At 69.8% G+C, this 22,751-nt stretch carries 17 protein-coding genes; 6 read left to right on the top strand and 11 right to left on the bottom strand.

Annotation, left to right across the window (positions count from 1 at the left end):
• Window positions 1-14: 14 nt before the first annotated feature.
• Complete coding sequence (locus CP983_RS42600) at window positions 15-1,376, bottom strand: extracellular solute-binding protein (RefSeq protein ID WP_150505909.1); 1,362 nt, start codon at window positions 1,374-1,376, stop codon at window positions 15-17.
• 273 nt (window positions 1,377-1,649) lie between these two features.
• Between CP983_RS42600 and CP983_RS42595 the strand changes: the two genes are divergently transcribed.
• Entirely contained in the window at window positions 1,650-2,732 is a 1,083-nt protein-coding gene (locus CP983_RS42595; protein WP_150505907.1) for a LacI family DNA-binding transcriptional regulator, read from the top strand.
• Between the two features lie 15 nt (window positions 2,733-2,747).
• On the opposite strand, the gene CP983_RS42590 is transcribed toward CP983_RS42595, so the two are convergent.
• A complete protein-coding gene (locus tag CP983_RS42590; RefSeq protein WP_150505905.1) occupies window positions 2,748-3,464 on the bottom strand; it encodes a hypothetical protein in 717 nt (238 codons plus the stop codon).
• Between the two features lie 67 nt (window positions 3,465-3,531).
• Window positions 3,532-4,065: a hypothetical protein gene (locus CP983_RS42585; protein ID WP_150505903.1), complete on the bottom strand. Its 534-nt coding sequence runs from the start codon at window positions 4,063-4,065 to the stop codon at window positions 3,532-3,534.
• A gap of 278 nt (window positions 4,066-4,343) precedes the next feature.
• On the opposite strand from CP983_RS42585, the gene CP983_RS42580 reads away from it, so the two are divergent.
• Together CP983_RS42580 and CP983_RS42575 are read left to right on the top strand one after the other, a co-directional pair.
• A complete protein-coding gene (locus CP983_RS42580) occupies window positions 4,344-4,628 on the top strand; it encodes a hypothetical protein (RefSeq protein ID WP_107912512.1) in 285 nt (94 codons plus the stop codon).
• A 109-nt stretch (window positions 4,629-4,737) separates the two neighbouring features.
• Window positions 4,738-6,246, top strand: coding sequence for an MFS transporter (locus CP983_RS42575; RefSeq protein ID WP_150505901.1), 1,509 nt, complete (start codon window positions 4,738-4,740; stop codon window positions 6,244-6,246).
• A 13-nt stretch (window positions 6,247-6,259) separates the two neighbouring features.
• On the opposite strand, the gene CP983_RS42570 is transcribed toward CP983_RS42575, so the two are convergent.
• A complete protein-coding gene (locus CP983_RS42570; RefSeq protein WP_150505899.1) occupies window positions 6,260-7,330 on the bottom strand; it encodes a glycoside hydrolase family 43 protein in 1,071 nt (356 codons plus the stop codon).
• Between the two features lie 315 nt (window positions 7,331-7,645).
• On the opposite strand from CP983_RS42570, the gene CP983_RS42565 reads away from it, so the two are divergent.
• Window positions 7,646-10,912, top strand: a complete 3,267-nt coding sequence (locus CP983_RS42565) for a LamG-like jellyroll fold domain-containing protein (RefSeq protein ID WP_150505897.1) — start codon at window positions 7,646-7,648, stop codon at window positions 10,910-10,912.
• Window positions 10,913-11,013: 101 nt separating this feature from the next.
• Here the strand turns inward: CP983_RS42565 and CP983_RS42560 are convergent, their stop codons facing one another.
• Window positions 11,014-11,991: an ArsR/SmtB family transcription factor gene (locus CP983_RS42560; protein WP_150505895.1), complete on the bottom strand. Its 978-nt coding sequence runs from the start codon at window positions 11,989-11,991 to the stop codon at window positions 11,014-11,016.
• Window positions 11,992-12,081: 90 nt separating this feature from the next.
• Between CP983_RS42560 and CP983_RS42555 the strand changes: the two genes are divergently transcribed.
• Window positions 12,082-13,332 carry an MFS transporter gene (locus CP983_RS42555; protein WP_150505893.1) on the top strand — a complete coding sequence of 417 codons (1,251 nt, stop codon included), beginning with the start codon at window positions 12,082-12,084 and terminating at the stop codon, window positions 13,330-13,332.
• A 46-nt stretch (window positions 13,333-13,378) separates the two neighbouring features.
• Window positions 13,379-13,963: a DinB family protein gene (locus CP983_RS42550; RefSeq protein WP_150505892.1), complete on the top strand. Its 585-nt coding sequence runs from the start codon at window positions 13,379-13,381 to the stop codon at window positions 13,961-13,963.
• Window positions 13,964-14,035: 72 nt separating this feature from the next.
• Here the strand turns inward: CP983_RS42550 and CP983_RS42545 are convergent, their stop codons facing one another.
• The 6 genes from CP983_RS42545 to CP983_RS42520 all read right to left on the bottom strand — a co-directional run bounded on the left by CP983_RS42545 (window position 14,036) and on the right by CP983_RS42520 (window position 22,727).
• Complete coding sequence (locus CP983_RS42545; RefSeq protein ID WP_208852851.1) at window positions 14,036-16,396, bottom strand: AbfB domain-containing protein; 2,361 nt, start codon at window positions 16,394-16,396, stop codon at window positions 14,036-14,038.
• Window positions 16,397-16,522: 126 nt separating this feature from the next.
• Window positions 16,523-17,557, bottom strand: coding sequence for an ABC transporter permease (locus CP983_RS42540; RefSeq protein ID WP_185843769.1), 1,035 nt, complete (start codon window positions 17,555-17,557; stop codon window positions 16,523-16,525).
• A complete protein-coding gene (locus tag CP983_RS42535; RefSeq protein ID WP_150505890.1) occupies window positions 17,554-18,516 on the bottom strand; it encodes an ABC transporter permease in 963 nt (320 codons plus the stop codon). Before CP983_RS42535 ends, CP983_RS42540 begins: the two co-directional genes overlap by 4 nt.
• Window positions 18,509-20,068, bottom strand: a complete 1,560-nt coding sequence (locus CP983_RS42530) for a sugar ABC transporter ATP-binding protein (RefSeq protein WP_150505888.1) — start codon at window positions 20,066-20,068, stop codon at window positions 18,509-18,511. Before CP983_RS42530 ends, CP983_RS42535 begins: the two co-directional genes overlap by 8 nt.
• A gap of 93 nt (window positions 20,069-20,161) precedes the next feature.
• The gene (locus tag CP983_RS42525) at window positions 20,162-21,256 is read right to left on the bottom strand and encodes an ABC transporter substrate-binding protein (RefSeq protein WP_125524223.1); all 1,095 of its coding nucleotides are present in this window, start codon (window positions 21,254-21,256) and stop codon (window positions 20,162-20,164) included.
• A gap of 436 nt (window positions 21,257-21,692) precedes the next feature.
• Window positions 21,693-22,727: a LacI family DNA-binding transcriptional regulator gene (locus tag CP983_RS42520; protein ID WP_150505886.1), complete on the bottom strand. Its 1,035-nt coding sequence runs from the start codon at window positions 22,725-22,727 to the stop codon at window positions 21,693-21,695.
• Window positions 22,728-22,751 lie beyond the last annotated feature (24 nt).

The following is a 22,751-nucleotide window of genomic DNA, read 5'->3' as shown; positions in this document are numbered from 1 at the left end:
ACTCCTTCTGCTCGTCAGGCCACCGGGTTGGGCTGCCGGAGCAGCGTGTCCGCCTCGCGGACCATCTGGCGCACCGCCTTCTCGGCGGAGGTGTTGCCCAGCAGTGCCGCCTGGAGGGGCTGGCACATCCGGTTCTGGAAGTTCGAGGCGGCCCCGGCGAACCAGTTCGGCGGGTCGAGCACCGCGACCTCTCCGGCGTCCGCGTAGGAGGACTGCGGGTCGAGGGCGGCGTACTCCGGCTCGGCCAGTACGGGCTGGTAGGCGGGGATGTGGCCGGCGGTGGCCCAGGTGAGGCTCTGCTTGACCATCTCGGCGACGTACCGGTGGGCCTGGCGGCGCCGGGCCGGGTCGGGGTTCTCCTGGTGCGGGAGTACGAAGCTGTGGCTGTCGGTGTAGACGCCCGGCTTCTCGAAGACCTGCGGGAACCGGGCGGCGCCGAGCGGGATGCCGGACTTCTTCAGCGTGGGCAGCTCCCACTCGCCGAGCATGATCATGCCGCCGCGGCCGCCGATGAACCCGGCCATCGCGCCGTTGTAGTCGAGGTTGTTGGGGTTGGTGCGGCCGTCGAACAGCTGCTGCATGAAGGTGACCACGCGGACGGCGGCGTCGACGTCGATCTTCGGCGGGCCGCCGTCTGGGAGGGTGAAGGTGGCGCCGGTCTGGGCGTAGAAGGCGGCGAACTGCCGCCAGGTCTGCGCGGTGTCGGTGACGTGGCCGAACAGGATGCCCTTCTGCCCGGTCGCCTTCGCGAGCGCCTTGCCGGCGTCGAGCAGGGCCTCCGGGGAGCCCATCGGCGCCAGTTCACCGGAGGAGTCGAGGAGACCGGCCGTGTCGGCGGCCTCCTTGTCGTAGAACACGATGAAGGGGTGGACGTCGAGCGGGATGGCGTAGACCGTCCCGTCGTGCTGCGTCCGGGACCAGACGGCCGGTGCGAAGTCCGCCTGGCTGACGCCGAATTCGGCGAGGAGGTCCAGGTCGAACGGGTCGAGGAGGCCGCCGGGCGCGTAGCCGGCCAGCCGGGAGAGGTGCATGATCGCCACGTCGGAGGCGCGGCCCCCTGCGGCGGACATGGCCAGCTTGGTGTAGTACGAGGGGCCCCAGTCCAGGATCGTCCGCTCGACCTCGAAGCGCTGCGGGCCCTTGGAGACGGCCTTGATCATGTCGTCCATCAGCATGCCGTCGCCGCCCTGGAACAGGTCCCAGACGCTCAGCGCCGAGGCGTCGGCGGCGGCCGGGGACGCGCAGCCGGACAGCGGGCCGGCGGCGAGCAGCGCACCTGCGGCGGCCGTGCCGTTGCGCAGCAGCCGGCGGCGGGTGAGATCAGGTGCCGCACCGGGTGCGGGCGCTGGTGGTGAGGCGGAGAAGCGGGGGAACATCGCGGACCTTCCGACGGCCGGACACGCATGCCGGACCGGCGGTGGAGCACGCATGGGGATGGTGATCCACCGCCTGGGTCAGGCGGGGGCGCACCGGTCGAGCCGATGCGATGGCTAGTTTTTACATCGATGTACATTGGCTGTAAAGAGCCAGGAGGCGCGGCCTGAATTCGAGGGCCCGTCAGGCAGGGCGGACTCGCTTCCGGTCCGGCTTCGGATCCGCGACCTGCCGGGACATAAACTCAGCAGCTCCGAGGGGCAGGGAGGGTTCTGGTGGCACGACCAAGGATCAAGGACGTCGCGCGGCTCGCGGGTGTGTCGGAGAAGACGGTCTCCAACGTCATCAACGACTACACCCACGTCTCCGACCGGACCAGAAGCGCCGTCCGCGATGCCATCGAGGAACTCGGCTACAAGGTGAACCTGGCCGGCCGCCATCTGCGTCAGGGCCGCACCGGCATCATCGCCCTCGTCATCCCCGAACTGGACGTGCCGTACTTCGCCGAGCTCGCCCGGCATGTCATCCGCGAGGCGGAGCGGCGCTCCCTGACGGTGCTGATCCACCAGACCGGCGCGGATCGCGATCACGAACTGGCGGCGCTGACCGGCTTCGGCTCCAGCTTTGTCGACGGGGTCATCCTCAGCCCGCTCGCCCTCACCCCCGACGACCTGCGCGATCGCGCGGGGTCCCCGCCCACCGTGCTGATCGGCGAACTGCTGGAGGAGGGCGCCGACCACGTCGCCATCGACAACGAGAAGGCCGCACGGGAGGCGACCGAGCATCTGCTCGGCCTCGGCCGCCGCGCCATCCTGGTCATCGGCGGACGCAACGACTCGGGCCTGGGCACGGCCGAGGCCCGCACCCGCGGCTATCGCGCGGCGCTCGCGGAAGCGGGCATCGCCTACGACCCGGCCGCCCTCCTGCCCGTCGAGTCCTTCCGGATGCCCGACGGCGCCGAGGCGGTAGCCCGGGCGCTGAGCGAGGGCGCCCGCCCCGACGCGCTGCTGTGCCTCAACGACCAGCTGGCGCTCGGCGCGCTGCGCACACTCCACGAGCACGGTGTCCGGGTGCCCGACGAGGTCGCCGTCATCGGCTTCGACGACGTCGAGGCCGGACGGTTCAGCGTCCCCACCCTGAGCACCGTCGCGCCCGACAAGGCCGCGGTCGCCCATGTCGCGGTCGAACTCCTGCAACGCCGGATGGACGAGGCCGCGGGATCCGCCCCGGCGGACGCCTCCTCGGCCGGCGTGCGGTCACCTCAGGATCTTGTGGTGGCGCACCGGCTGGTACTGCGCGAAAGCACAGAAGGAGTCACCGGGCCGCTGCCGCCGCGATCCCTGCCAGGGACGTCCTGACCGGCCGCCGCCGCGTCAGGATCGGCCTGTCGCGGTCCCGTTCGGGGTGCCGTCCTGACCCGCTTCGGGGCCGAGCTGCTCGTACACGGGTGCGAACTCGAAGGGGTACTGCACACAGGACTCCCCCGCGAAGCACTGGGCGGCGTGCCGGCGCATCCGGGGCCCGTAGGTTCCGTGGTGGATCAGATCCGTGTAGGTCTCCCGTTCGCCGAGGCCCAACAGGCCCGCCGTGTCGGCCAGATAGACGTCGAAGCCCGGGTACATGAGCCCCAGGTAGGGCACGTCGTCCAGGTCGAGGGCGAGCACCGGGTACTCCCCCTCCTCGTCCGGGTCGGTGACGGCCAGGATGCGCCGGGAGTCCGAGCCGCCCGGCAGCAGGAAGCACTCGGAGAGGCGCCCGGACAGCCACGCGAACTCCGCGCCCCAGAAGTCGCCCATCTCGTCACCGACCAACTGGTCCAGTGGCCGCGGCGCGAAGTCGCCGTCGGGGGTGAACCACTTGTGCCGCTCCAGCAGGCTGATGTCGTACGCCAGCCAGGCGCGCAGGCTCGGCGACAGCGGTCGCCCGGAGGGGAAGGTGGCGTCGGCGAGCAGATCCTCGGCCATCGGGTTGGCGACGCCGCCTTCCACCCAGGGCACATTCACATGCGGCAGCAGATACGGGAGGGCGCCGGCCGCCGGATCGCGGCGCACCGCGGCTATGACCTGTTCCGTCAACGGCACTCCGTGCATGGGCCTTTCCTCGTGTTCGCTCATCAGGCTGGAAGAGGTGGTGTGCGAGTGTGCGCCCAGTACGTGCTCAAGGGAGAAAGGGCTTGGCCCAGTTCGCGAACCGCTGCCCCAAGTCCGCCTGCGCTGCCGCAAGGACGGCCGCCGGGTCCTTCGCCACGGGTAGCGCGAATTGCCGGTCGAGCCAATCCACGTACTCGTCGTGGCGGTCGGAGTGGGGCTCGTCCTCGGAGCGGTAGTAGTAGGCCTCGTCCCAGTCGACGCTGATCTCCGCGTCGAAGCCGAGAAGTCGGAAAAGTTCCCGCAGATTCCGGGCGACGACGTGCTGGCCGCCCTCGTCGCCGAAGACGACCACGGGCAGTCCGGCGGCGTCGGCGCGGTCGTCGAGCCTCCAGAGCGCGTAGAAGGAGCCGCCGCCGGTGGCCTGCGCGAAGGGAATCAGCCGGCCGGTGAATTCGGGGTCGTCGGACCAGCCCGCCACCAGGCCGGACAGGTCGCCGTACTCCGTCAGCTCGAAGCCGTCGGCGTAGTACTCGTATCCGACCCTGTCCTGGAATTCCTTGAGCAGGTTGAGTTCATCGACCGGCGAGTATTCCGTGGGCACCGCGTCTCCTGGTGGTGAATCTGGGCGTGTGGATTCAGTCGGCCTCGGACGTGTCCTCGCCTCCCGAACGGCATCTTCACATCCCGCACTGACAACGCCGGTCGTACGGGGCGATCAGAGCCCGCACCCACGGTGCCGTGCTCCGTCCCGCCCCTCCGTTCGGACCACCGACGGGGCCTTTTCCGGTGATTTACGCCGGTCTCGCGCACGACTCACCGGCCATCGCGGGTACGCCGTCAGCGCAGATCACGGCCTCACGATCCATGAGGAGAGCAGCCATGTACGCAGTGGTTCGGCGGTACGAAGAGGTGACCGACCCGGCCGAGGCGGGGCGCCGGGTGAACGAGGAGTTCGTGCCGCTCCTGCGCCAGGTCCCGGGTTTCGTGGCCTATTACTGGGTCGATGCCGGGGGCGGAGTGATGGTGTCGACGGGAGTCTTCCAGGACCGCTCCGGCGCCGAGGCGTCGACGGCCAGGGCGAAGGACTTCGTACGGGACCGCCTCGCCGAGCTGCTCCCCAACCCGCCCCAGGTGACGGCGGGCGAGGTGGTGGCGCATTCGTAGGGCGAGCGGACCCTGCGGGGGCCATTTGCCGCTCATGGGACACGTGTGAGTGAAGGGGTACCCGTGCATGGCGTGGCGGCGATCGCGCGCTCGGCAGAAGGGACCCCTCATGGCGGTCAGCGACTCCGATCTGATCGTGGCCGATGCGGACCCAGGGGCGGTCAGGCGGCATCGGCTGCTGTTCAGGGCCGTGCAGCGGCGCAAGAACCCTCCGCTGCGGCGCACGGACATCACCGTCACCGACGAGGCGGCCGTGAAACGGGCGGTGAAAGCGGCCGCTCTCGGTAACGCCATGGAGTGGTTCGACTTCGGGATCTACAGCTATCTCGCGGTCACCATCGGTCACGTCTTCTTCCCGTCCGGCAACGAGACCGTGCAGCTGCTGTCGTCGTTCGCAACGTTCGCGGTGTCGTTCCTGGTGCGCCCGATCGGCGGAATGGTCTTCGGGCCGATGGGCGACAGGATCGGCCGTAAGAAGGTCCTCGCCCTCACGATGATCATGATGGCGATCGGTACCTGCGCCATCGGCCTGATCCCCTCGTACGCCGCGATCGGCTTCTGGGCCCCGGTCCTGCTGATCTTCTTCAGGCTCGTCCAGGGTTTCTCGACCGGCGGTGAGTACGGCGGCGCGTCCACCTTCATCGCCGAGTACGCCCCCGACAAGCGACGCGGTTTCTACGGCAGCTTCCTGGAGCTGGGCACGCTCGCCGGGTACGTCGGTGCCGCGGGGCTGGTCACGCTGATGACCTCTCTGCTGGGCAGCGGCGGCATGGAGTCCTGGGGCTGGCGGGTGCCCTTCCTGGTCGCCGGGCCCCTCGGGCTGGTCGGTCTCTACCTCCGGCTCCGGCTGGACGAGACGCCCGCGTTCCGCAAGCTGGAGGACGAGTCCCTCCACCGCGCCTCCGACGCGGCCTCCGCGGTCGAGACGACCGCCAAGGGCGACCTGGCGAAGATCTTCCGCGACTACTGGCCGACCCTGATCCTCTGCATCTGCCTGGTCGGCGCCTACAACATCGCCGACTACATGCTCCTGTCGTACATGCCGACATATCTGTCGGACGAGATGGGCTACTCCGAGACACACGGCCTGCTCGTCCTCATCGCCACCATGGCGGTGCTGATGCTGATCATCAATCAGGTGGGCCGGCTCTGCGACAGGTTGGGCCGCAAGCCCCTGCTGATGGCCGGCATGATTGGTTTCCTCGTCCTGTCCCTCCCGGCGTTCCTGCTGGTCAGGCAGGGCAGCCTGGTGGCCGTGTCGGCGGCGATGCTGATGCTGGGGCTGTCGATGGTGTGCCTGCTCGGCACCATGTCGGCGACGCTGCCCGCGCTGTTCCCGACCCAGGTCCGCTACGGCTCCCTGTCCGTCGGCTACAACCTCTCCGCCTCCCTCTTCGGCGGCACCACGCCGCTGGTGATCACGGCGCTGATCTCCGTCACCGGAAGCGAACTGATGCCCGCGTACTACGTCATGGCCGCGTCCGTGGTCGGTGTGATCGCCGTGGCGTGCATGAAGGAGACGGCAGGCCAGCCACTTGCGGGCTCGCCACCGTCCGTCGCGACGCCGGAAGAGGCCGCCCGGATGGTGGAGAACCAGGCACCGGCGCCGAGGTTCTGAGCGACACCGGTCCTCACTCGAAGAACTTCAGGCTCCAGCCGGTGTTCGTGTTCGGGCCGGGGACGTTGGCGCGGCTGTAGGTGGTGTTGCCCCACCAGCAGAACGTGCCCGTGTACCAGTACCGGTTCTCCCACGCGTACGGCGTCCCCTTCGCGACGGCGTGGAACATCAGCGGGAACCTCGGTCCGGCGGGCGGGCTGGTGGCGATGTCGCCGTCGAGCAGGACGAAGCTGTGATGGCCGGGGCCGTTGACGTGCAGGGTCGGGTCCCAGCCGGACATCATCGTGCCGCGGTTGGAGCCGAACAGGCAGCCGTTGGACTTGTACCAGTCCCACACGTACGTCGGGTCACCGCCGGCGCGCAGCCGCAGGTCGGCGAGGCAGTACTGCTCGCTCCAGCTGCCGTTCGCGGAGTACACGATGTGCAGTTGCCCGTTGGGGTCCTTGATGGCCTCGGGGGCCTCGTTGATGAACGGGTTGCCGACCACCCGCTCCCAGCTCTCCCGGGGCTGCGAGATGACGTAGCGGGCGCCGGTCGGAGTGGTCGGGCTGCTCATGCGGGCGATGTACAGGTTCTGCTCGACGTTGGTGTCGCCGGCCCAGCCGGACCACACGAACCAGCGCTGTCCGCTGAAGGTGAACAGGGTTCCGTCGATGGCCCATTTGCCGTCCGGCAGGGCCAGTTGGGTCTCGCCGGTGTATCCGGTGTCCGGAGTGGCCGAGCTGATGACGTACATCCGGTGGGCCGGTCCGCGGCCCGCCGAGAAGTAGATGTGGTAACGGCCGCCGTCGCGCACGATCTCGGGTGCCCAGACCTCGCCGAGGTTGCGGGTGTCGGACCAGACCTGCCGGGCGGGTGTCGTCGCCAGAGCGTCCGTCGACGGAGCCTGTCGGACGACGATGCCGCCACCGGCCGACTGCACCGAGATGTAGGTGCCCCCGACGCGGAGCACGCTCGGGTCCGCCGCCCGCAGGCTCGTCTGTCCCGCCTCGGCGGGGTCGGCGGCCGTCAGTGACAGCACGGCGGCGAGCACGCCGGACAGCAGCACGGCCGCGGCGCCGGTGACCCGGCGCGGAAGTCTCATGGTCACCCGGGCGCCTCGCTTTCCATCGATGGAACAGCTCCCCAGCAGCATTGTTGTGAGTCGCGGGCATGTCAATGCTCGCGGGGCTCCCGTGCCACAAGTCGCCTGCGGCAGACGCCCCGTGAGGGTGAATGACCGAGTGGTGCGCGAGGTCTGGACAGCGGTCGAGGGCCGTGCTGTCATTTCGGCGTCGCAAAATTTCCAACGTTGAAAGAAACGCCCGACCGCGTCCGTACCGGTCCTCCGTCATTCCTGCGGGCTGGTCTTTCCAGCCGACCGGTCCCGGTCCGCGACACCCGTGCAAGGAAAGGTTCGATGACAAGACAACACATCCGCCCACGGGCCAGACTCTGGGCGCTGCTGGCCACGGCCGCTCTCGTTGTGCCCCCGAGCGGTCTGGCCGCCACCGCGTCGGCAGCGGAGCCGACCGGCAGCGCCTCGGCGCTCGCCACCGAAGCAGCCGACGTCGAGGTGCACGGCCTGAAGGGCGAGTACTTCTCCATGTCGGCCCCCGGCGCACGGGACTTCGCCGAACTCGGTGGCACGCTGCTCGACCCGCAGATCAACTTCTCCGGCCTGACCAGCACCTTCCAGGAGCTGAACGGCAGGACGGAGCACACGACCGCCCGTTGGACGGGCCAGATCGAGGCACCGACCACCGGCGACTACACCTTCTACGCCATCGGCGACAACGGCTTCCGGCTCTACATCGACGGCGAGCCGGTCATCGACCACTGGGAACCGGACTGGGACAAGGAGCAGACCAGCGCCGCGATCCGGCTGAACGCCGGCGAGAAGCACGACTTCCGCCTGGAGATGTTCCAGGACTTCGGCGGCGCCAACATGTTCCTGCGCTGGGCCGGCCCGGGCCTGTCCAAGCAGCTCGTGCCCATGTCGGCGTTCACTCCGCCCGAGGGCTTCGAGGTCTACCCGGTGGAGACTTCCGTCGCCGCGGACGGCCGCCGGCTGCGGGCCCGCTTCGAAGGCAGGGTCGGTGACATCGGGGCGGTCAAGGACCACCTCAAGATCGAGGCCGACACGACGGCCATGCCGCTGAAGTCGGTCGCCGTCGATCCCCGGGACCGCAACTCCCTGCTCGTGACGCTCGCCGAGCCCATCCAGAAGAACCAGCAGGTGCGGGTCACCTACGACGGCGAGGGCGGCCTGACCTCGGGCGGCGAGACCGTGCCGAAGGTCATCCGCTACGCCGACAACGCCTCCACCCACCGGCTCACCACCAAATGGGGCGACAAGGTCGACAAGCGGAACCCGCTGCCGGAGTACCCGCGTCCGCAGCAGGTGCGCTCCAAGTGGAAGAACCTCAACGGCCCCTGGCAGTTCAGCGGCGCCAAGGCCGGCGAGCAGCCGGTGTTCGGCAAGGACCTCGACGAGAAGATCGTCGTGCCGTACCCGGTGGAGTCTCAGCTCTCCGGCCTCGAGCGGCACGAGGACCACATGTTCTACCGCAGGCTGGTGAACGTCCCCAAGGACTGGAACGTCGGCAAGGGCAACCGGCTGAAGCTGAACTTCGGCGCCGTCGACTACCAGGCCCGCGTCTTCGTCAACGGCACGAAGGTCGCCGAACACACCGGTGGCTACGACGCGTTCAGCGCCGACATCACCGACGCGCTGAAGGGCACCGGGCCGCAGGAGGTCGTGGTCGCGGTCACCGACACCGGCGGCGCCGACCAGCCGATGGGCAAGCAGTCCACCAACCCGGGCGGCATCTTCTACACCCAGTCCTCGGGCATCTGGCAGACCGTCTGGATGGAGCCGGTCGCGAACGCCGCGATCGATAACGTTGTCTCCACGCCGGACATCGACACGAGCAGCCTCGCGGTGACGGTGGAGTCGGGCAAGGCGTCCGCCGGGGCCCGCGTGGAGGCCGTCGCCCGCGACAAGCGCGGCAACGTCGTCGGCAAGGTCAGCGGGCCGGCCAACAAGCAGCTGCGGCTGCCGGTCGCGAAGCAGCACCTGTGGAGCCCGGACGACCCCTATCTGTACGACCTCGACGTCAAGCTCACCGACGGCAGGTCCACCGACAAGGTCGGCAGCTACTTCGGTATGCGCAAGATAGGCATCGCGAAGGTCGGCGGTTTCCAGAAGCTGGTGCTCAACGGCAAGCCGGTCTTCTCCCTCGCCACTCTGGACCAGGGCTTCTGGCCCGACGGCCTGTACACGGCACCGAGCGACGAGGCCCTGGCCTTCGATCTGAAGGCGCACAAGGAACTCGGCTTCAACGCCGTGCGCAAGCACATCAAGGTGGAGCCCGCGCGCTGGTTCTACCACGCCGACAAGCTCGGCCTGCTGGTCTGGCAGGACTTCGTCTCCGGCAACATCACGAACGAGACCGGGCGGCGGGCCTTCGTCGACCAGGGCCGGGAGATGATGCGGGAGCACCACAACGCGCCGTCCGTGATCGGCTGGATCGTCTTCAACGAGGGCTGGGGCGAGTGGGACCGCACGGAGACCGGCAAGATCGCCGAGTCCGTGAAGGAAGCCGACCCGTCGCGTGTCGTCAACGCCCACAGCGGTGTCAACTGCTGCAACTCCAAGGGTGATTCGGGCAAGGGCGACATCATCGACCACCACGACTACAACAACGAGGACCCGCCGTTCCCCGACGACAAGCGGGCGGCGATGGACGGTGAGCACGGCGGCTTCACCCTGCGCACCCCCGGGCACATGTGGCCGGGCGCGCCGACGGTGATCTACAGCGGCGTCAACGACAAGGAGGCGCTGACCCGCAAGTACGTCGAGAACACCGAGAAATTCTATCTCGACCAGGCCGGGGCCGAGCTGTCCGGTTCGATCTACACCCAGATCTCCGACCTGGAGAACGAGCTCAACGGCCTGTACACGTACGACCGTCGGGAGATCAAGGTCGACCCGGTCCGGGTCCGTGAGATCAACCGCAAGGTCGTCGCCGCCGGCGCCGCGGCGGGCGAGCGGCAGCCGCTCAAGGGCGGCGGGCACTGGGCCCTCGACGAGGGCTCCGGGACCACGGCGAAGGACGACGGCCCGAACGCCAAGCCCCTGACGCTCTCCACGGGCACCACCTGGACGCCCGGAGTCAGCGGCAGCGCGCTGAAGTTCGACGGCAACGGCCAGCACGCCGAGACGGCCGGACCGGTGCTCGACACCACCGGAAGCTACTCGGTGTCCGCTTGGGTCCGGCTCGACGAGCTCCCGGGCAACTACGCCACCGCGGTCAGCCAGGACACCCGGCGCCAGGCCAGCCCGTTCTACCTCCAGTACGGGCAGGGCGCGTTCGCCTTCAGCACCCCGGGCGAGAGCCGTGCACGCCTCGTGACCACGCCCGAGAAGGGCCACTGGTACCACCTGGTCGGGGTCCGCGACAGCGCCGACAACACCATCAAGCTCTACGTCGACGGCAAGCCGGCGGCGACCGCCACCGGCGGCGCGGCCTACCCCAGCACCGGTTCCCTGTCGGTCGGCCGCGCCCAGTGGGGCGGCAACGACGTCGACTTCTGGAACGGCGCGGTCGACGAGGTCCACGCCTACGACAAGGCGCTCACCGCCGAGGAGGTGAGCACGCTCTACACGGACGAGAAGCCGTAGCACCGACGGCGACGACTGGGCCCCGGCGGGATGGCTCCCCCGCCGGGGCCCGTTCGCGTCTCGGCCTTTGACCGCGAAACGGTGGGTACCCCGAGATGCCCTCAGCCCGAACCGGCGACCAGCGCCTCGCCGAGCGGGGTGCGTCGGTAGAGCACCGACCGTCCGGACCGGGCGCGGACGAGCAGCCCCGCGCCTCGCAGGATGGCGAGGTGGTCTCCGACCGCGCCGGGTGCCATGGCGAGGCTTCGGGCGAGGTGGCTGGTACTGGCCGGGGCGTCCAGCGCCAACAGCAGCCGGGCTCGGGACCGGCCGACCAGAGCGGTCAGCGCGTCCGGTTGGGGGACGGTCTCCTGTTCGCCCCACAGGGCGGCGGTGCCGCGGGCACGGTAGACCAAGGTCCTGGGCCAGGGGTCTTCCAGGTGGGCGGCGATATGCCCGACGCAGACCGAAGGGATCAGCAGTAGCCCGTCGCCGGCGAGGCGGACTGTTCCGCCTCGGAAGAAGCCGATCTCGATGCCGCCGTCGCGCCAGGCGATGCCCGGGTGCAGGCTCTCGATGGTCGTGGCCCAGCCGTGTTCGCCGATCACGCCCACTCGGTGCACGACATCGCGCTCACAGATCGCGCGCAGTTGCGGCCAGTCCGCGGCGAGCAGCTCGTGCCACGCCTGGTCCATCGCCTCGGCGACCCTGGAGACGGCGTCCGGCGAGTCCAGCACCGCGCGTACGCGGGGATCACGGGCGGACGGGCCGGTCGCGGTGGCGGCGAACTCGTGGCGGGCAGCTTCCAGCGGTGTGGCCCGGATCATGGCCAAGTCGTCTGCCCAGGTCTGGTTGAGGCCGCGCGGAGGCGGGGCGACGAAGTTCGGTCCGGCTTGCGGGGCCTGCAGAGCGAGGGCGGCGTCCAGTTCGGTCTCGCGGCGAAGCCGCTCGAAGGCCGGCAGGAGGCGGGTGGCCCAGGCTCGCGGCAGCGGCCGGTCCAGGCCGGCGAGTGAGCGCAGCAGCAAGCAGAGGTCCAGCGCGGGCGACAGTGCGAAGCGGCTGCGCAGCAGGTCCTCGACGGAGACTTCGAAGCGGAGCACTCTGCGATGCTACCGCCGGGACGTCTGTTTCGATTCGTCCAGCGACGAATCATTGGTGAGTGGCGTGGGCGCACGGAGAGGCTGCGCGTCATGACCCCAACTGCCGAACCCGTGCAGGTCAACTACCGTGCCACCTATCGGGAGGTGCTGGCCGAGCCGCGATTCCGGCTGCTCTTCTCGACCCGCGCCGTCGCGATCACTGCGGGCTCGCTGCGGATCACCACGTTCTCGGTGCTGGTCTTCTCGACCACCGGCTCCGCGCTGTTGAGCGCACTGGCCTTCGGCATCGGCTTTCTCCCGCAGTTGTTCGGCTCACTGCTCCTGGGCTCGCTCGCCGACCGGCTGCCGCCCCGCGCGCTCATCGCCGGCGGCTACGCCTTGGAGTGCGCCGCCGCCCTGCTGCTCGCCCTGGTACGGATGCCGCTCGCGGCAAGCCTCGGTGTCATGGCGCTGGTCGCCCTCACCACACCGGTGTTCGGCGGCGTGTCGAGTCGGCTGGTCGCGCAGTGGCTGAAGGGCGACGCCTATGTGCTGGGCCGTTCACTGAACAACCTCGCCTCCTCCGGCGCGCAATTGTTCGGTCTGGCGCTGGGAGGTGCGGTCGTCGCGGTACTCGGCCCGCACCGGGCGCTCGCGGTGAGCGCCGCGCTCTACCTCGGCTGCGCGCTCGCCATCCGCATCCGGCTACCCCGGCTGGAGCCGGGAGAGTTCGGCGGCACACCCGGCAGGCCTCGGGGCGATGGCGGGGCCGTCCGGGCAAGCCTGCACGGTGCCGGCCGGCTGCTGCGCGGACACACGGTACGACGGCTGATGCTGGCCCAGTGGCTGCCGCCCGCGTTCGTGGCGGGAGCGGAAGGTCTGATCGTCGCCTACTCGGGAGGACGCCACTTCGGACCCGGCTGGTACGCGGTGCTGATGGGCTGTCCGCCGGTCGGCATGCTTGTCGGTGACCTGCTGGTGGGTCGGCTGCTGCGGCCACCCACCCGGGAGCGACTGGTAGTCCCGTTGATCGCGCTGACGGGACTGCCGCTGATCGGCTTCGCCACCGAGCCCGGAGTGGGCGTCTCGTCTTGTCTGCTACTGCTCTGCGGCTTCGGATTGGCCTACGGTCTCGGCCTGCAACGGCCGTTCCTGGACGCCCTGCCGCAGGACGGCCAGGGCCAGGCCTTCGGTCTGCTCGGCTCCGGCAGCATGACGCTGCAGGGCATCGGCCCGGCCTGCTTCGGCTCGGTGGCCGCAGGCATCGGAACAGGCGGCGCAATCGCCCTGGCAGGCGGCGCGGCGGTGCTTACCGCCGGCTGGATGCTCACCTGGCCCCCGCCCACCCCATCGCCTCTCTGACAGACAGCCATTGCCGGTAGCTCATCCCACGGAAGGTTCATGACGCATGATCGATGAATTCGCGAAGGACAACCTGCACGGGAGACTGCGGCGGGACCGCAATACGCTGCTCTGGAAACTCGACGGCCTGTCCGAGTACGACGCCCGCCGGCCTTTGACGGCCACCGGGACCAACCTCCTCGGCCTGGTAAAACACGTGGCCACCGTCGAGGCCAGGTACTTCGGCGACGTCTTCGACCGCCCTTCCCCGGAACCGCTGTGCCGGTGGCAGGACTCCGACGGCAGCGATCAGTGGGCGACGGAGGACGAGACCCGCGAACAGATCATCGGGTTCTACCGGCGCACATGGGAACACTCGGACGCGACGATCAACGAGCTTTCCCTCGACGCCCCCGGCCACGTGCCGTGGTGGGCGGAGCCTGCTCCGAACACGAACCTGTTCGCCGTCATGCTCCACGTCCTCACCGAGACCATCCGGCACTCCGGGCACGCCGACATCCTGCGCGAGGGCCTCGACGGCCGCACCGGCGTACGCCCCGAATACGAGCAGCCGATCGACGAGGAAGCCCGCGCGGCCCACCGTGCAAGGATCGAACAGGCCGCCAGGTCGGCCACATCAACCAAGGCCTAGCCGGATTTCACAGGCACGGAAGTCGGGCGGCGGCGTCCGCCGACGCCGCCGCCCGATCCTGCTACTCCCGGTTCACGGTGCCCAAGGGGCCTCCACGGACCACGTGGTGTCCTCCGTGAAGAGGGACGGGTTGTCCCAGGTGTGGGTGCCGCCCGGGGTGGCGAGCCAGAGTTCGGCGTTGTAGTGGCGCAGGTACTGCTCCGGGAAGTTGTACGCGGAGAGGCGTACGCCGCCGTTGGCGGCCGGGACGGGGCAGAAGGTGGCGTCGGCCCGGTACAGGTCGCCGCTGCCGGGCTCCTTGTAGACGCGGTACTCGCGGTGGCGCAGGTACTCGCCCGGGTAGTTGCGCGACTCGAAGCTGTAGCAGGAGCTGTTGGCGAGGCCGGGGACGATCTTCCAGGTGGCGTCGTTCTTGAGCAGGGCGTCGCTGCCGCTGCCCACGACGTCGGTGAAGACCGCTCCGTCCCTGTGGCGCGCGTACCGGTCCGTGTAGCCGGGGGTCGTCACCCGCAGGGACTTGTACTGGTTGGTGGGCAGGGTGATAGGGGCCGTCGAGCCGCGGGAGGCGTTGATCAGGGCCTGGTTGGCGGCGCGCACCCGGGCCTCGTCGACCTTGACCACCTGGCGGTCGTAGGTGAGCAGGCCGTTGACCTCGTTCTCGACGTCGGTGATCTCGGTGTAGACCGACGCGGACAGGCCGCGGGGCATACGGACCTCGCGGATGGCGTCGATGAGGCCCACGAAGCGGTTGTTGAGGTGGGCGAGGTCGGGCTGGTCCTCGTAGCTGAAGCCGCCGCCGGGGTACCACTCGTGGCCGGCGACCTTGAAGCCCAGTCCGCCGAACTCGCCGAGGACGGCGGCGCGGGTGGCGCTGGGCACGGTGGTGCCGGGGCCGACGTAGACGTGGTGGTCGACGACGTCGCCGTTGCCGCCGTCGACGGCACCGCAGCAGTTGACGCCGCTCATGTTGTCGACGAGGCGTGAGGGGTCGTAGGCCTTCACCTTGTCGGCGAGTCGGGCCTGGTCGTACTGGCCCCAGCCCTCGTTCTGGTTGACCCACATGACGAGGGACGGTGAGCTGCGGTGCTGGTCGATGATGCGGTCGTACTCGGCCTCCCACTGGGTGCGGGCGGCGGCGTCGGGGGTGCGTTCCATGGACGGCATGTCCTGCCAGACCAGCAGTCCGAGCCGGTCGGCCCAGTAGAACCAGCGCTGCGGTTCGACCTTGATGTGCTTGCGGACCATGTTGAAGCCGAGGTCCTTGTGCTTCTGGAGGTCGTGGCGCAGAGCGGCGTCGGTGGGTGCGGTGTAGATGCCGTCGGGCCAGTACCCCTGGTCCAAAGTGCCGGTCTGGAAGACGAACTTGCCGTTGAGGACGGGGCGGAGGAGGCCGTCGACACGGGCGATGCCGATGGAGCGCATGCCGGTGTAGCTGCCGACCGAGTCGACCGTCGTGCCGCCGGAGAGGAGGTCGGCCTTCACGTCGTAGAGGAAGGGGTCCTCCGGCGTCCACAGGTGCGGGTTCGGGACGGGCACGGTGAACTCGGTGCCGACCGGACTGGTGGCGGTGCCGACGGTGGTGCCGCCGGTCGAGACGGTGACGCGGGCCTGGTGGCCGTTCGTGCCGGTGCCGCGGACGGTGACCTTGAGGCGGTTGTTCGCCAGGTCGGGCACCATGTCGAGGCGGCTGACGTAGGCGGAGGCCGTGGGTTCCAGCCACACGGTCTGCCAGATGCCGGATGCGGCCGTGTAGAGGATGCCGCCGCCCGGGTGCGGGGCGACGTCGCGGATCCGCTGCTTGCCGATCGCCTGGGTGCCCGTCTCGGTGGGGTCCCAGACGGAGACGACGATGGTGTTGGTGCCGCCGGCCAGGAGGTCGGTGACGTCGTAGGAGAAGGCGTCGTAGCCGCCGCTGTGGGTGGCTCCGGCCTGTCGGCCGTTGACCCATACCGTCGTACGCCAGTCGCTGGCGCCGAAGTTGAGCTGGACGCGGCGGCCGTTCCAGTTCGACGGGACGGTGAAGGTGCGCTTGTACCAGAGCTTGTCGTTCTGGGTGACCTTGCGCTGGATGCCGGAGAGCGCGGACTCGGCGGCGAACGGGACGCGGATCTGTTCGGTGAAGGTGGCCGGCTGTCCGACGTCCGCCGAGGTGACGGCGAAGTCCCAGATGCCGTTGAGGTTGGCCCAGTCGGGCCGGGTCAGCTGGGGGCGGGGGTATTCCGGGAGGGGGTTGTCGACGGGGACCTGGTTGGTCCACGGGGTGGTCATGGGGGACGGCTTTGGTGTCCAGGCCCGGGGTGCGGCGGCCGCGGAACCGGTGGCCGTCAGTGCCGTGCCGCCGACCAGGGTGAGCGCGGCGAGCGCGGTGGTCGCCCACCGCGCTCGCCGTCTCAGCCAGTCGAACGGCCTTCGGCCTGCGGGTACTCGACGCATCGTGCCTCCTTGAATCGTGGGGTGGGAGACGTGCGCGTGCGGGCGGCGGCCGGCGGGGAGTCCGGCCGCCTGGAACCGGACCCGGCGGCCGGGCCGTGAGGGCTCGGCCGCCGGGTCCGGGGCTTGTCACATCAGTTGCCGTCTGCGGCCCAGCCAGGTCTGGGCGATGACGACGACGGCGAGGAAGGCGCCGCTGACGACCTGCTGGTAGGAGGAGTCGAGGGAGCCGATCTGGTTGATGACGTTCTGGATGACCTTCAGGAGCAGCACGCCGACCAGGGAGCCGCTGACATAGCCGAGGCCGCCGGTCAGCAGGGTGCCGCCGATGACCACGGCGGAGATGGCCTCCAGTTCCATGCCGTTGCCGAGGATGGTCACGCCGGAGGCGAGCCAGGCGGCGTTGAGCGCGCCGGCCAGGCCGGCGAGGAGCCCGGACAGGGTGTAGACGAGGATCTTGGTGCGGGCCACGGGGGCGCCCATCAGGGCCGCCGCGTCCTCGTTGCCGCCGACCGCGTACACATGCTGTCCGAAGCGGGTACGGCGCAGCACGACGGCTCCCGCGACGAACAGGACCAGGGTGATCCACACCGGGTTGCCGAGGCCCAGGGTGGTGCCCTGGCCCAGCTCCGCTAGGAAGGAGCCCTTGCCGATCAGGAAGGTGTCCGCGCCCTCGTCGGTGATGGCGAGCAGCAGGCCGCGGGCGCCCAGCATGGCGGCGAGCGTGACGATGAACGGGGCGAGTCGGGAGCGGGCGACCAGCAGGCCGTTGACGACGCCGATCAGTCCGCACACCGCCAGCGGCAGCAGCAAGGCCACCAGGGTGCCGTGGCGCGACCCCCAGGCCGCGAGGACGCCGCCGAGGGCGAACAGCGAGCCGACGGACAGGTCGATGCCGCCGGTGATGATCACGAAGGTCATGCCGAGGGCGACGATGGCCAGGAAGGCCGAACTGGTCGCCATGTTGCCGACGTTGTCGCCGGTGGCGAAGGAGTCGAAGGAGAAGGACGCCACCAGGGAGACGAGCACCAGCACGGCCAGCGCGCCGTGCTGCTGGATCAGGGCGCTCAGTCGCTCGGAGCGCGCGGAGCCGACCGGCTCGCTCTCCCCCGTCGGTTCGTTGCTCGCGGTGGTCACGGGCGCGTCCGCTTTCGTGACGGTCATCGCTTCCCCCGTCCCCGTGCCGCGTAGACCGCGGCGACGATCACTATGGCCTGGGCGATCTGGGTCCAGGAGGGCGGCAGATCGTGCTTGATGAGGGTGGCGGTGAGCAGCTGGATGAGGACGGCTCCGGCCACGGTGCCGGCGATGTTGACCCGTCCGCCGGTCAGCGGGGTACCGCCGACGACGACCGCCGTGATGGCCGAGAGTTCCATCAGGTTGCCGAGCGAGGTCGGGTCGCTGGCCTGGAGGCGGGCGGTCGCCAGCACGCCTGCCACGGCGGCGAGCAGCGCGCACACGACGTACACGATGATCAGCACGCGGCGCACCGGCAGACCGGCGAGCTGGGCGGCGGGCCGGCTGTCGCCGATGGCGAGGAGCTGACGGCCGAAGGTGGTGCGGCGCACCACGAAGGCCACCAGCAGGGCCAGGACGGCGGCGATCAGGATCAGGTACGGGATGCCGAGGATGTCGCCGGAGCCCAGGGAGGCCAGGGCGGGGTTGCGCAGGTCCTCGAGCTGGGGCAGCAGCACGAGTGCGATGCCCCGGCCGCCGACCATGAGGGCGAGCGTGGCGACGATGGGCTGTACTCCGACGAGCGCGACCAGTGCGCCGTTGGCCAGTCCGACGCCTGCGGCGAAGAGCGCGACGACGAGCAGGGCGGGCAGGAGTCCGTAGCCGAGGTAGAGCGCGGTGACGGAGGCCGCCAGCGCCATCACGGCACCAACCGACAGGTCGACGCCCTCGGTGCCGATGACCAGGGCCATGCCGAGGGCGACGATGATGACGGGGGCGACCTGGACGGCCTGGGTGCGGAAGTTCTCCGCGGAGAGGAAGTGCGGGGTGATGACGGTGTTGACGACGAGCAGCGCCGCGACGCCCGCGTAGACGCCGTAGGTCTGGAGCCACTGGAGCACGCGGGTCTTGTCCAGCGGGGCGGTGCGGAGGGTGGCCTCAGCCATCGGTGGCCACCTCCTTGGCCAGGTGCTCCACCTGGGCGTCCCCGGCGATGGTGCGCATCAGCTTGTCCTCGGTGACGTCGTCCCCGGTCAGTTCGCCGACGACGGCACCGTCCTTCAGTACGACCACGCGGTCGGACCCTTCGATCAGTTCCTCCAGGTCGGAGGAGATGAGCAGGACGCCCAGGCCGTCAGCGGCCAGTTCGTCCACGAGTTTCTGCACCTCGGCCTTGGCGCCGACGTCGATGCCGCGCGTGGGCTCGTCGAGCAGCAGCACCTTGGGGTTCATGGCGAGCCAACGGGCGAGCAGCACCTTCTGCTGATTGCCGCCGGAGAGTTCACCGACCTTCTGGTGCGGTGAGGATGCCTTGATGCGCAGCCGCTTGATGAAGGTGTCGACGACGCTGTCGACGCGCGCCTCGGAGACGAGGCCGAAGCGGGACAGCCGGGGCAGGACGGCGAGCGCGATGTTCTCCCGGACCGACAGGCCGGGGACGATGCCCTCGCTCTTGCGGTCCTCCGGCAGCAGGCTGACGCCGGCCCGGATGGCGGCCGGTGCGGAGCCGCCGCGCAGCGGGACGCCGGCCACGGTGACGCGGCCCGAACGGACGGGCAGGGCCCCGGAGATGGCCTTCGCCGTCTCGGTGCGTCCGGAGCCGAGGAGTCCGCCCAGGCCGACGACCTCGCCGGGCCGGATGCTCAGCGACACCTCGTGCAGCTTGTGCGGCACCGTCAGTTCCCTGGCGTCCAGCACGGGTTGGGAATCGATCGCCTCGTGGTCGCCGGTGAACTTGGTGACGCCTTCCTCGCGGACCTCGCCCAGGTCCCGGCCGAGCATCGTGGACACCAGGGCGAGGCGGTCGAGGTCGGCCAGCCGGCCGTGGTGGACGCGCCGGCCGTCGCGGAGCACGGTGACCGTGCTGCACACGGCGTAGAGCTCGTCCAGGCGGTGGCTGACGTAGACGACGGCGATGCCCGCGTCGCGCAGCCGCCGGATCACCGAGAAGAGGGTCTCGACCTCGCGCGGTTCGAGGGAGGAGGTCGGCTCGTCCATGATGACGATGCGGGCGTCGGTGGCCACGGCACGGGCCAGGGTCACCATCTGCTGGGCGCCGACCCCGAGGGTGCGCAGCGGCCTGCGGACGTCCACGCGGACGCCGTAGCCGCGCAGGGTCTCCTCGGCCTCCCGGTTCATGCGTGCGATGTCCAGTACGCCGAAGCGGTTGCGCGGTTCGCGGCCCAGGAAGAGGTTGCGGGCCACGCTCAGCAGCGGGATCAGGTTGACCTCTTGGTAGATGGTCGAGATGCCCGCCTTCTGGGCCTCCAGGGGCGTGGCGAAGGAGACCTTGCCGCCCTGGAAGGTGATCTCGCCGGCGTCGGGGCGGTACACGCCGGTGAGGAGCTTGATGAGGGTCGACTTGCCGGCGCCGTTCTCGCCGATCAGGGCGTGGACCTCGCCGGCGTGCAGGGTGAGGTCCACGTCGTCCAGGGCCCGGACGCCGGGGAAGGTCTTGCTCAGTCCGCGGACGGCGAGGACTTCGGCGGGGGGTGCCACCTGTGCCTCCAGGAAGAAAGGGGTGGAGAAAGTCGTGAAGAGGCTTGTGCGGGAGCGGCGTTGGGGCCCGGACGACGCCCGGGCCCCGTGGGATCAGTACGCCTTCGCGATCTCCGTCTTCGCGTTGTCCGCGTCGTAGGCGCTGTCCTGGATGATGACGTCCTGCGGGACTTCCTCGCCCTTGGTGAAGGTGTCCAGGGTCTGGAACGCCAGCGGGCCGAACCGGGGGTTGGACTCGATGACGCCGCTGATCCAGCCGTCCACGATGCCCTGGACCGCGTTGCGGGTGCCGTCGACGGTCACGATCTTGACGTCGCCGGCCTTCTTGCCTGCGCCCTTGAGCGCGGCCACCGCGCCGAGGCCCATCTCGTCGTTCTCGGCGTAGATGCCCTTGATGCCGGGCTTCGACTGGATGAGCTGCTCGGTGACCTGCTGGCCCTTCTCGCGGGCGAAGTCACCGGTCTGCTCGAACACGACCTTCAACTCCGGTGCCTTCTCGGCGATCCGCTCCTTGAAGCCCTTGGTCCGCTCGGTGGTGACGTTGTTGCCGGCCGAGCCGAGGAGGATGGCGACCTCGCCCTTGCCGCCGGTCGCCTCGATCATCTGGTCGGCGGCCCGTCTGCCCTGCTCGACGAAGTCGGAGGCGATGAAGGAGACGTAGTCCTTGCAGGCGGTGGCGTTGATCTTGCGGTCGATCGTCACGATCGGGACCTTCTTGGCGGCGGCGGCCTGGAGCACCGGGTCCCAGCCGTCGGAGTTGAGCGGGGCGATCACCAGCAGGTCGGCGCCCTTGGCGAGCAGGTCCTGGACATCGCTGATCTGCTTGGAGAACTGCGACTGGGCGTTGGCCGTGAGCAGCTTGACGCCCCGCTTCTTCGCCTCGTCCTTGATGGACTGGGTCTCGGCGATGCGGAACGGGTTGGCCTCCTTCTCCGACTGGGAGAAGCCCACGGTCGCGTTCTTCAGATCCAGCTTCTCGGCGCCGTAGGCGTCGATGGCGCAGGTCTTGCTGCCCGGCTTCGGTGTGACGACCTTCTGCTCCGCGCCTGCGGCCGCCGGCGACTGAGTGTCCTTCGAGGCATCGTCCTCCGACTTCGCACAGGCGCCGGCGGTCAAGGCCACCGCGGCGGCCAGGGCCACGACCCCGGGACGGGTGAGGAGACGAGGACGGTGAGTGGTGCGCTGCATGGTGACCCCGATCCGGGTGACGCTGAAAGGGAACTGAGGAGCTGACGCACAAGCAGAAACAGCGCATCTCCCCTGGCGGGCAACGTTGTCCGGCCCGCCGCAAGGAGGTTTTTACATCGTTGGAAGGACGCTGTAAACCCCCTGTGCGCACACCTGTGTGCATCGTGAGGAGGCGGGGGCGGAGGGGAAGCGCTTGCTGCATGAGCGGCCCTCGCGGCGCGGTCAACTCCCGTACGGGCCCCGGGACCTGGGACGACCAGGGCCTTTACCTCTACCGACAGGGAAGGTCCGTTAGCGGGGTGGGGTGCGCCCGGCGCAGCGCCGGCGAAGTACCGCCGAGGCGAGGCGAACGAACACCCTCCGACGGCACGACGAATGACCCCGTCGGCCGGTCGACCGACCGACGGGGTTCGCGGCGGAGGTGCCTACGGGCTGGTCAGCCTGGGGTCGGTCCGTCCTTCGCCGCACCGCGCCCGAGGGTGCTCTCCCGCTCCACTAGGCGGTAGTCCGCCCAGACACGGCGGGGCTCGGGAGCCTCGCCGCCCAGCCGGGCGAGCACCGACTCCACGGCGAGCCGGCCGATGGCCGACTTGTCCGGCGACACGGAGGTCAGCGTCACCGCGCCGAAGTGCCCCTCGACCACGTCGTCGAAGCCGACGACCGCGATGTCCTCGGGGACACGAAGTCCGCGCTCGTGCAGGACGCGCATCGCGCCGATGGCCATCGGGTCGTTGTAGGCGAAGATCGCGTCGGGGCGCCGGCCGGCATCGAGGATCCGGGTCATGGCCGCCGCGCCGTCCGCATGGCCCCAGCCGTCGGTGGCGGCCACGAGCCCGTCGTCGGCCGGCAGTCCGGCGGCGGTGAGTTCCTCGCGCCAGCCTCGTACGCGCAGTTGTGCGGGCTCGCTGCGGCCGCGCCGGTCGCCGATGAACGCCACCTCCCGGCGCCCGAGGCCGACCAGGTGCCGGACGGCGGCGCGGGCCGCGGCGACATTGTCGATGGCGATGTGGTCGTACGGCAGGTCGTAGTCCCGCTCCCCGAGCAGCACAAGCGGCACGTTCTCCGCCCTGTCGCGCAGGTCCTCCGACTCGAGCTCGATGGGGCTGAGGATGAGTCCGTCGATGACACGTGCGCGGAAGCCCTGGCTGACCAGGAGCTCCTGTTCGCGGCGTCCGCCGGTGTGGTCAAGGAGCACGATGTAGTCATGGGCGGCGGCCGCGTCGATGACGGCGGCGGCGAGCTCGGCGAAGTAGGGGTTGCCGAGCTCCGGCAGCGCGAGAGCGATCATGCCCGTGCGTCCCTTGCGCAGGTGCCGGGCGGCCAGGTTGGGCTGATAGCCGAGCGCGTCGATGGACCGCTGGACGCGCTCGCGCATGGCGGGGGTGACGTGCTGGTAGTTGTTCACCACGTTGGAGACGGTCTTGATGGAGACCCCCGCGTGGGCGGCGACGTCCTTGAGGCTGACCCGCACGGCATTCCTTTCGAAACGGCCCGA

It is taken from the genome of Streptomyces chartreusis, from assembly GCF_008704715.1.
Lineage (GTDB): Bacteria > Actinomycetota > Actinomycetes > Streptomycetales > Streptomycetaceae > Streptomyces > Streptomyces chartreusis.
This window is presented reverse-complemented; position numbering and strand designations above follow the sequence as displayed.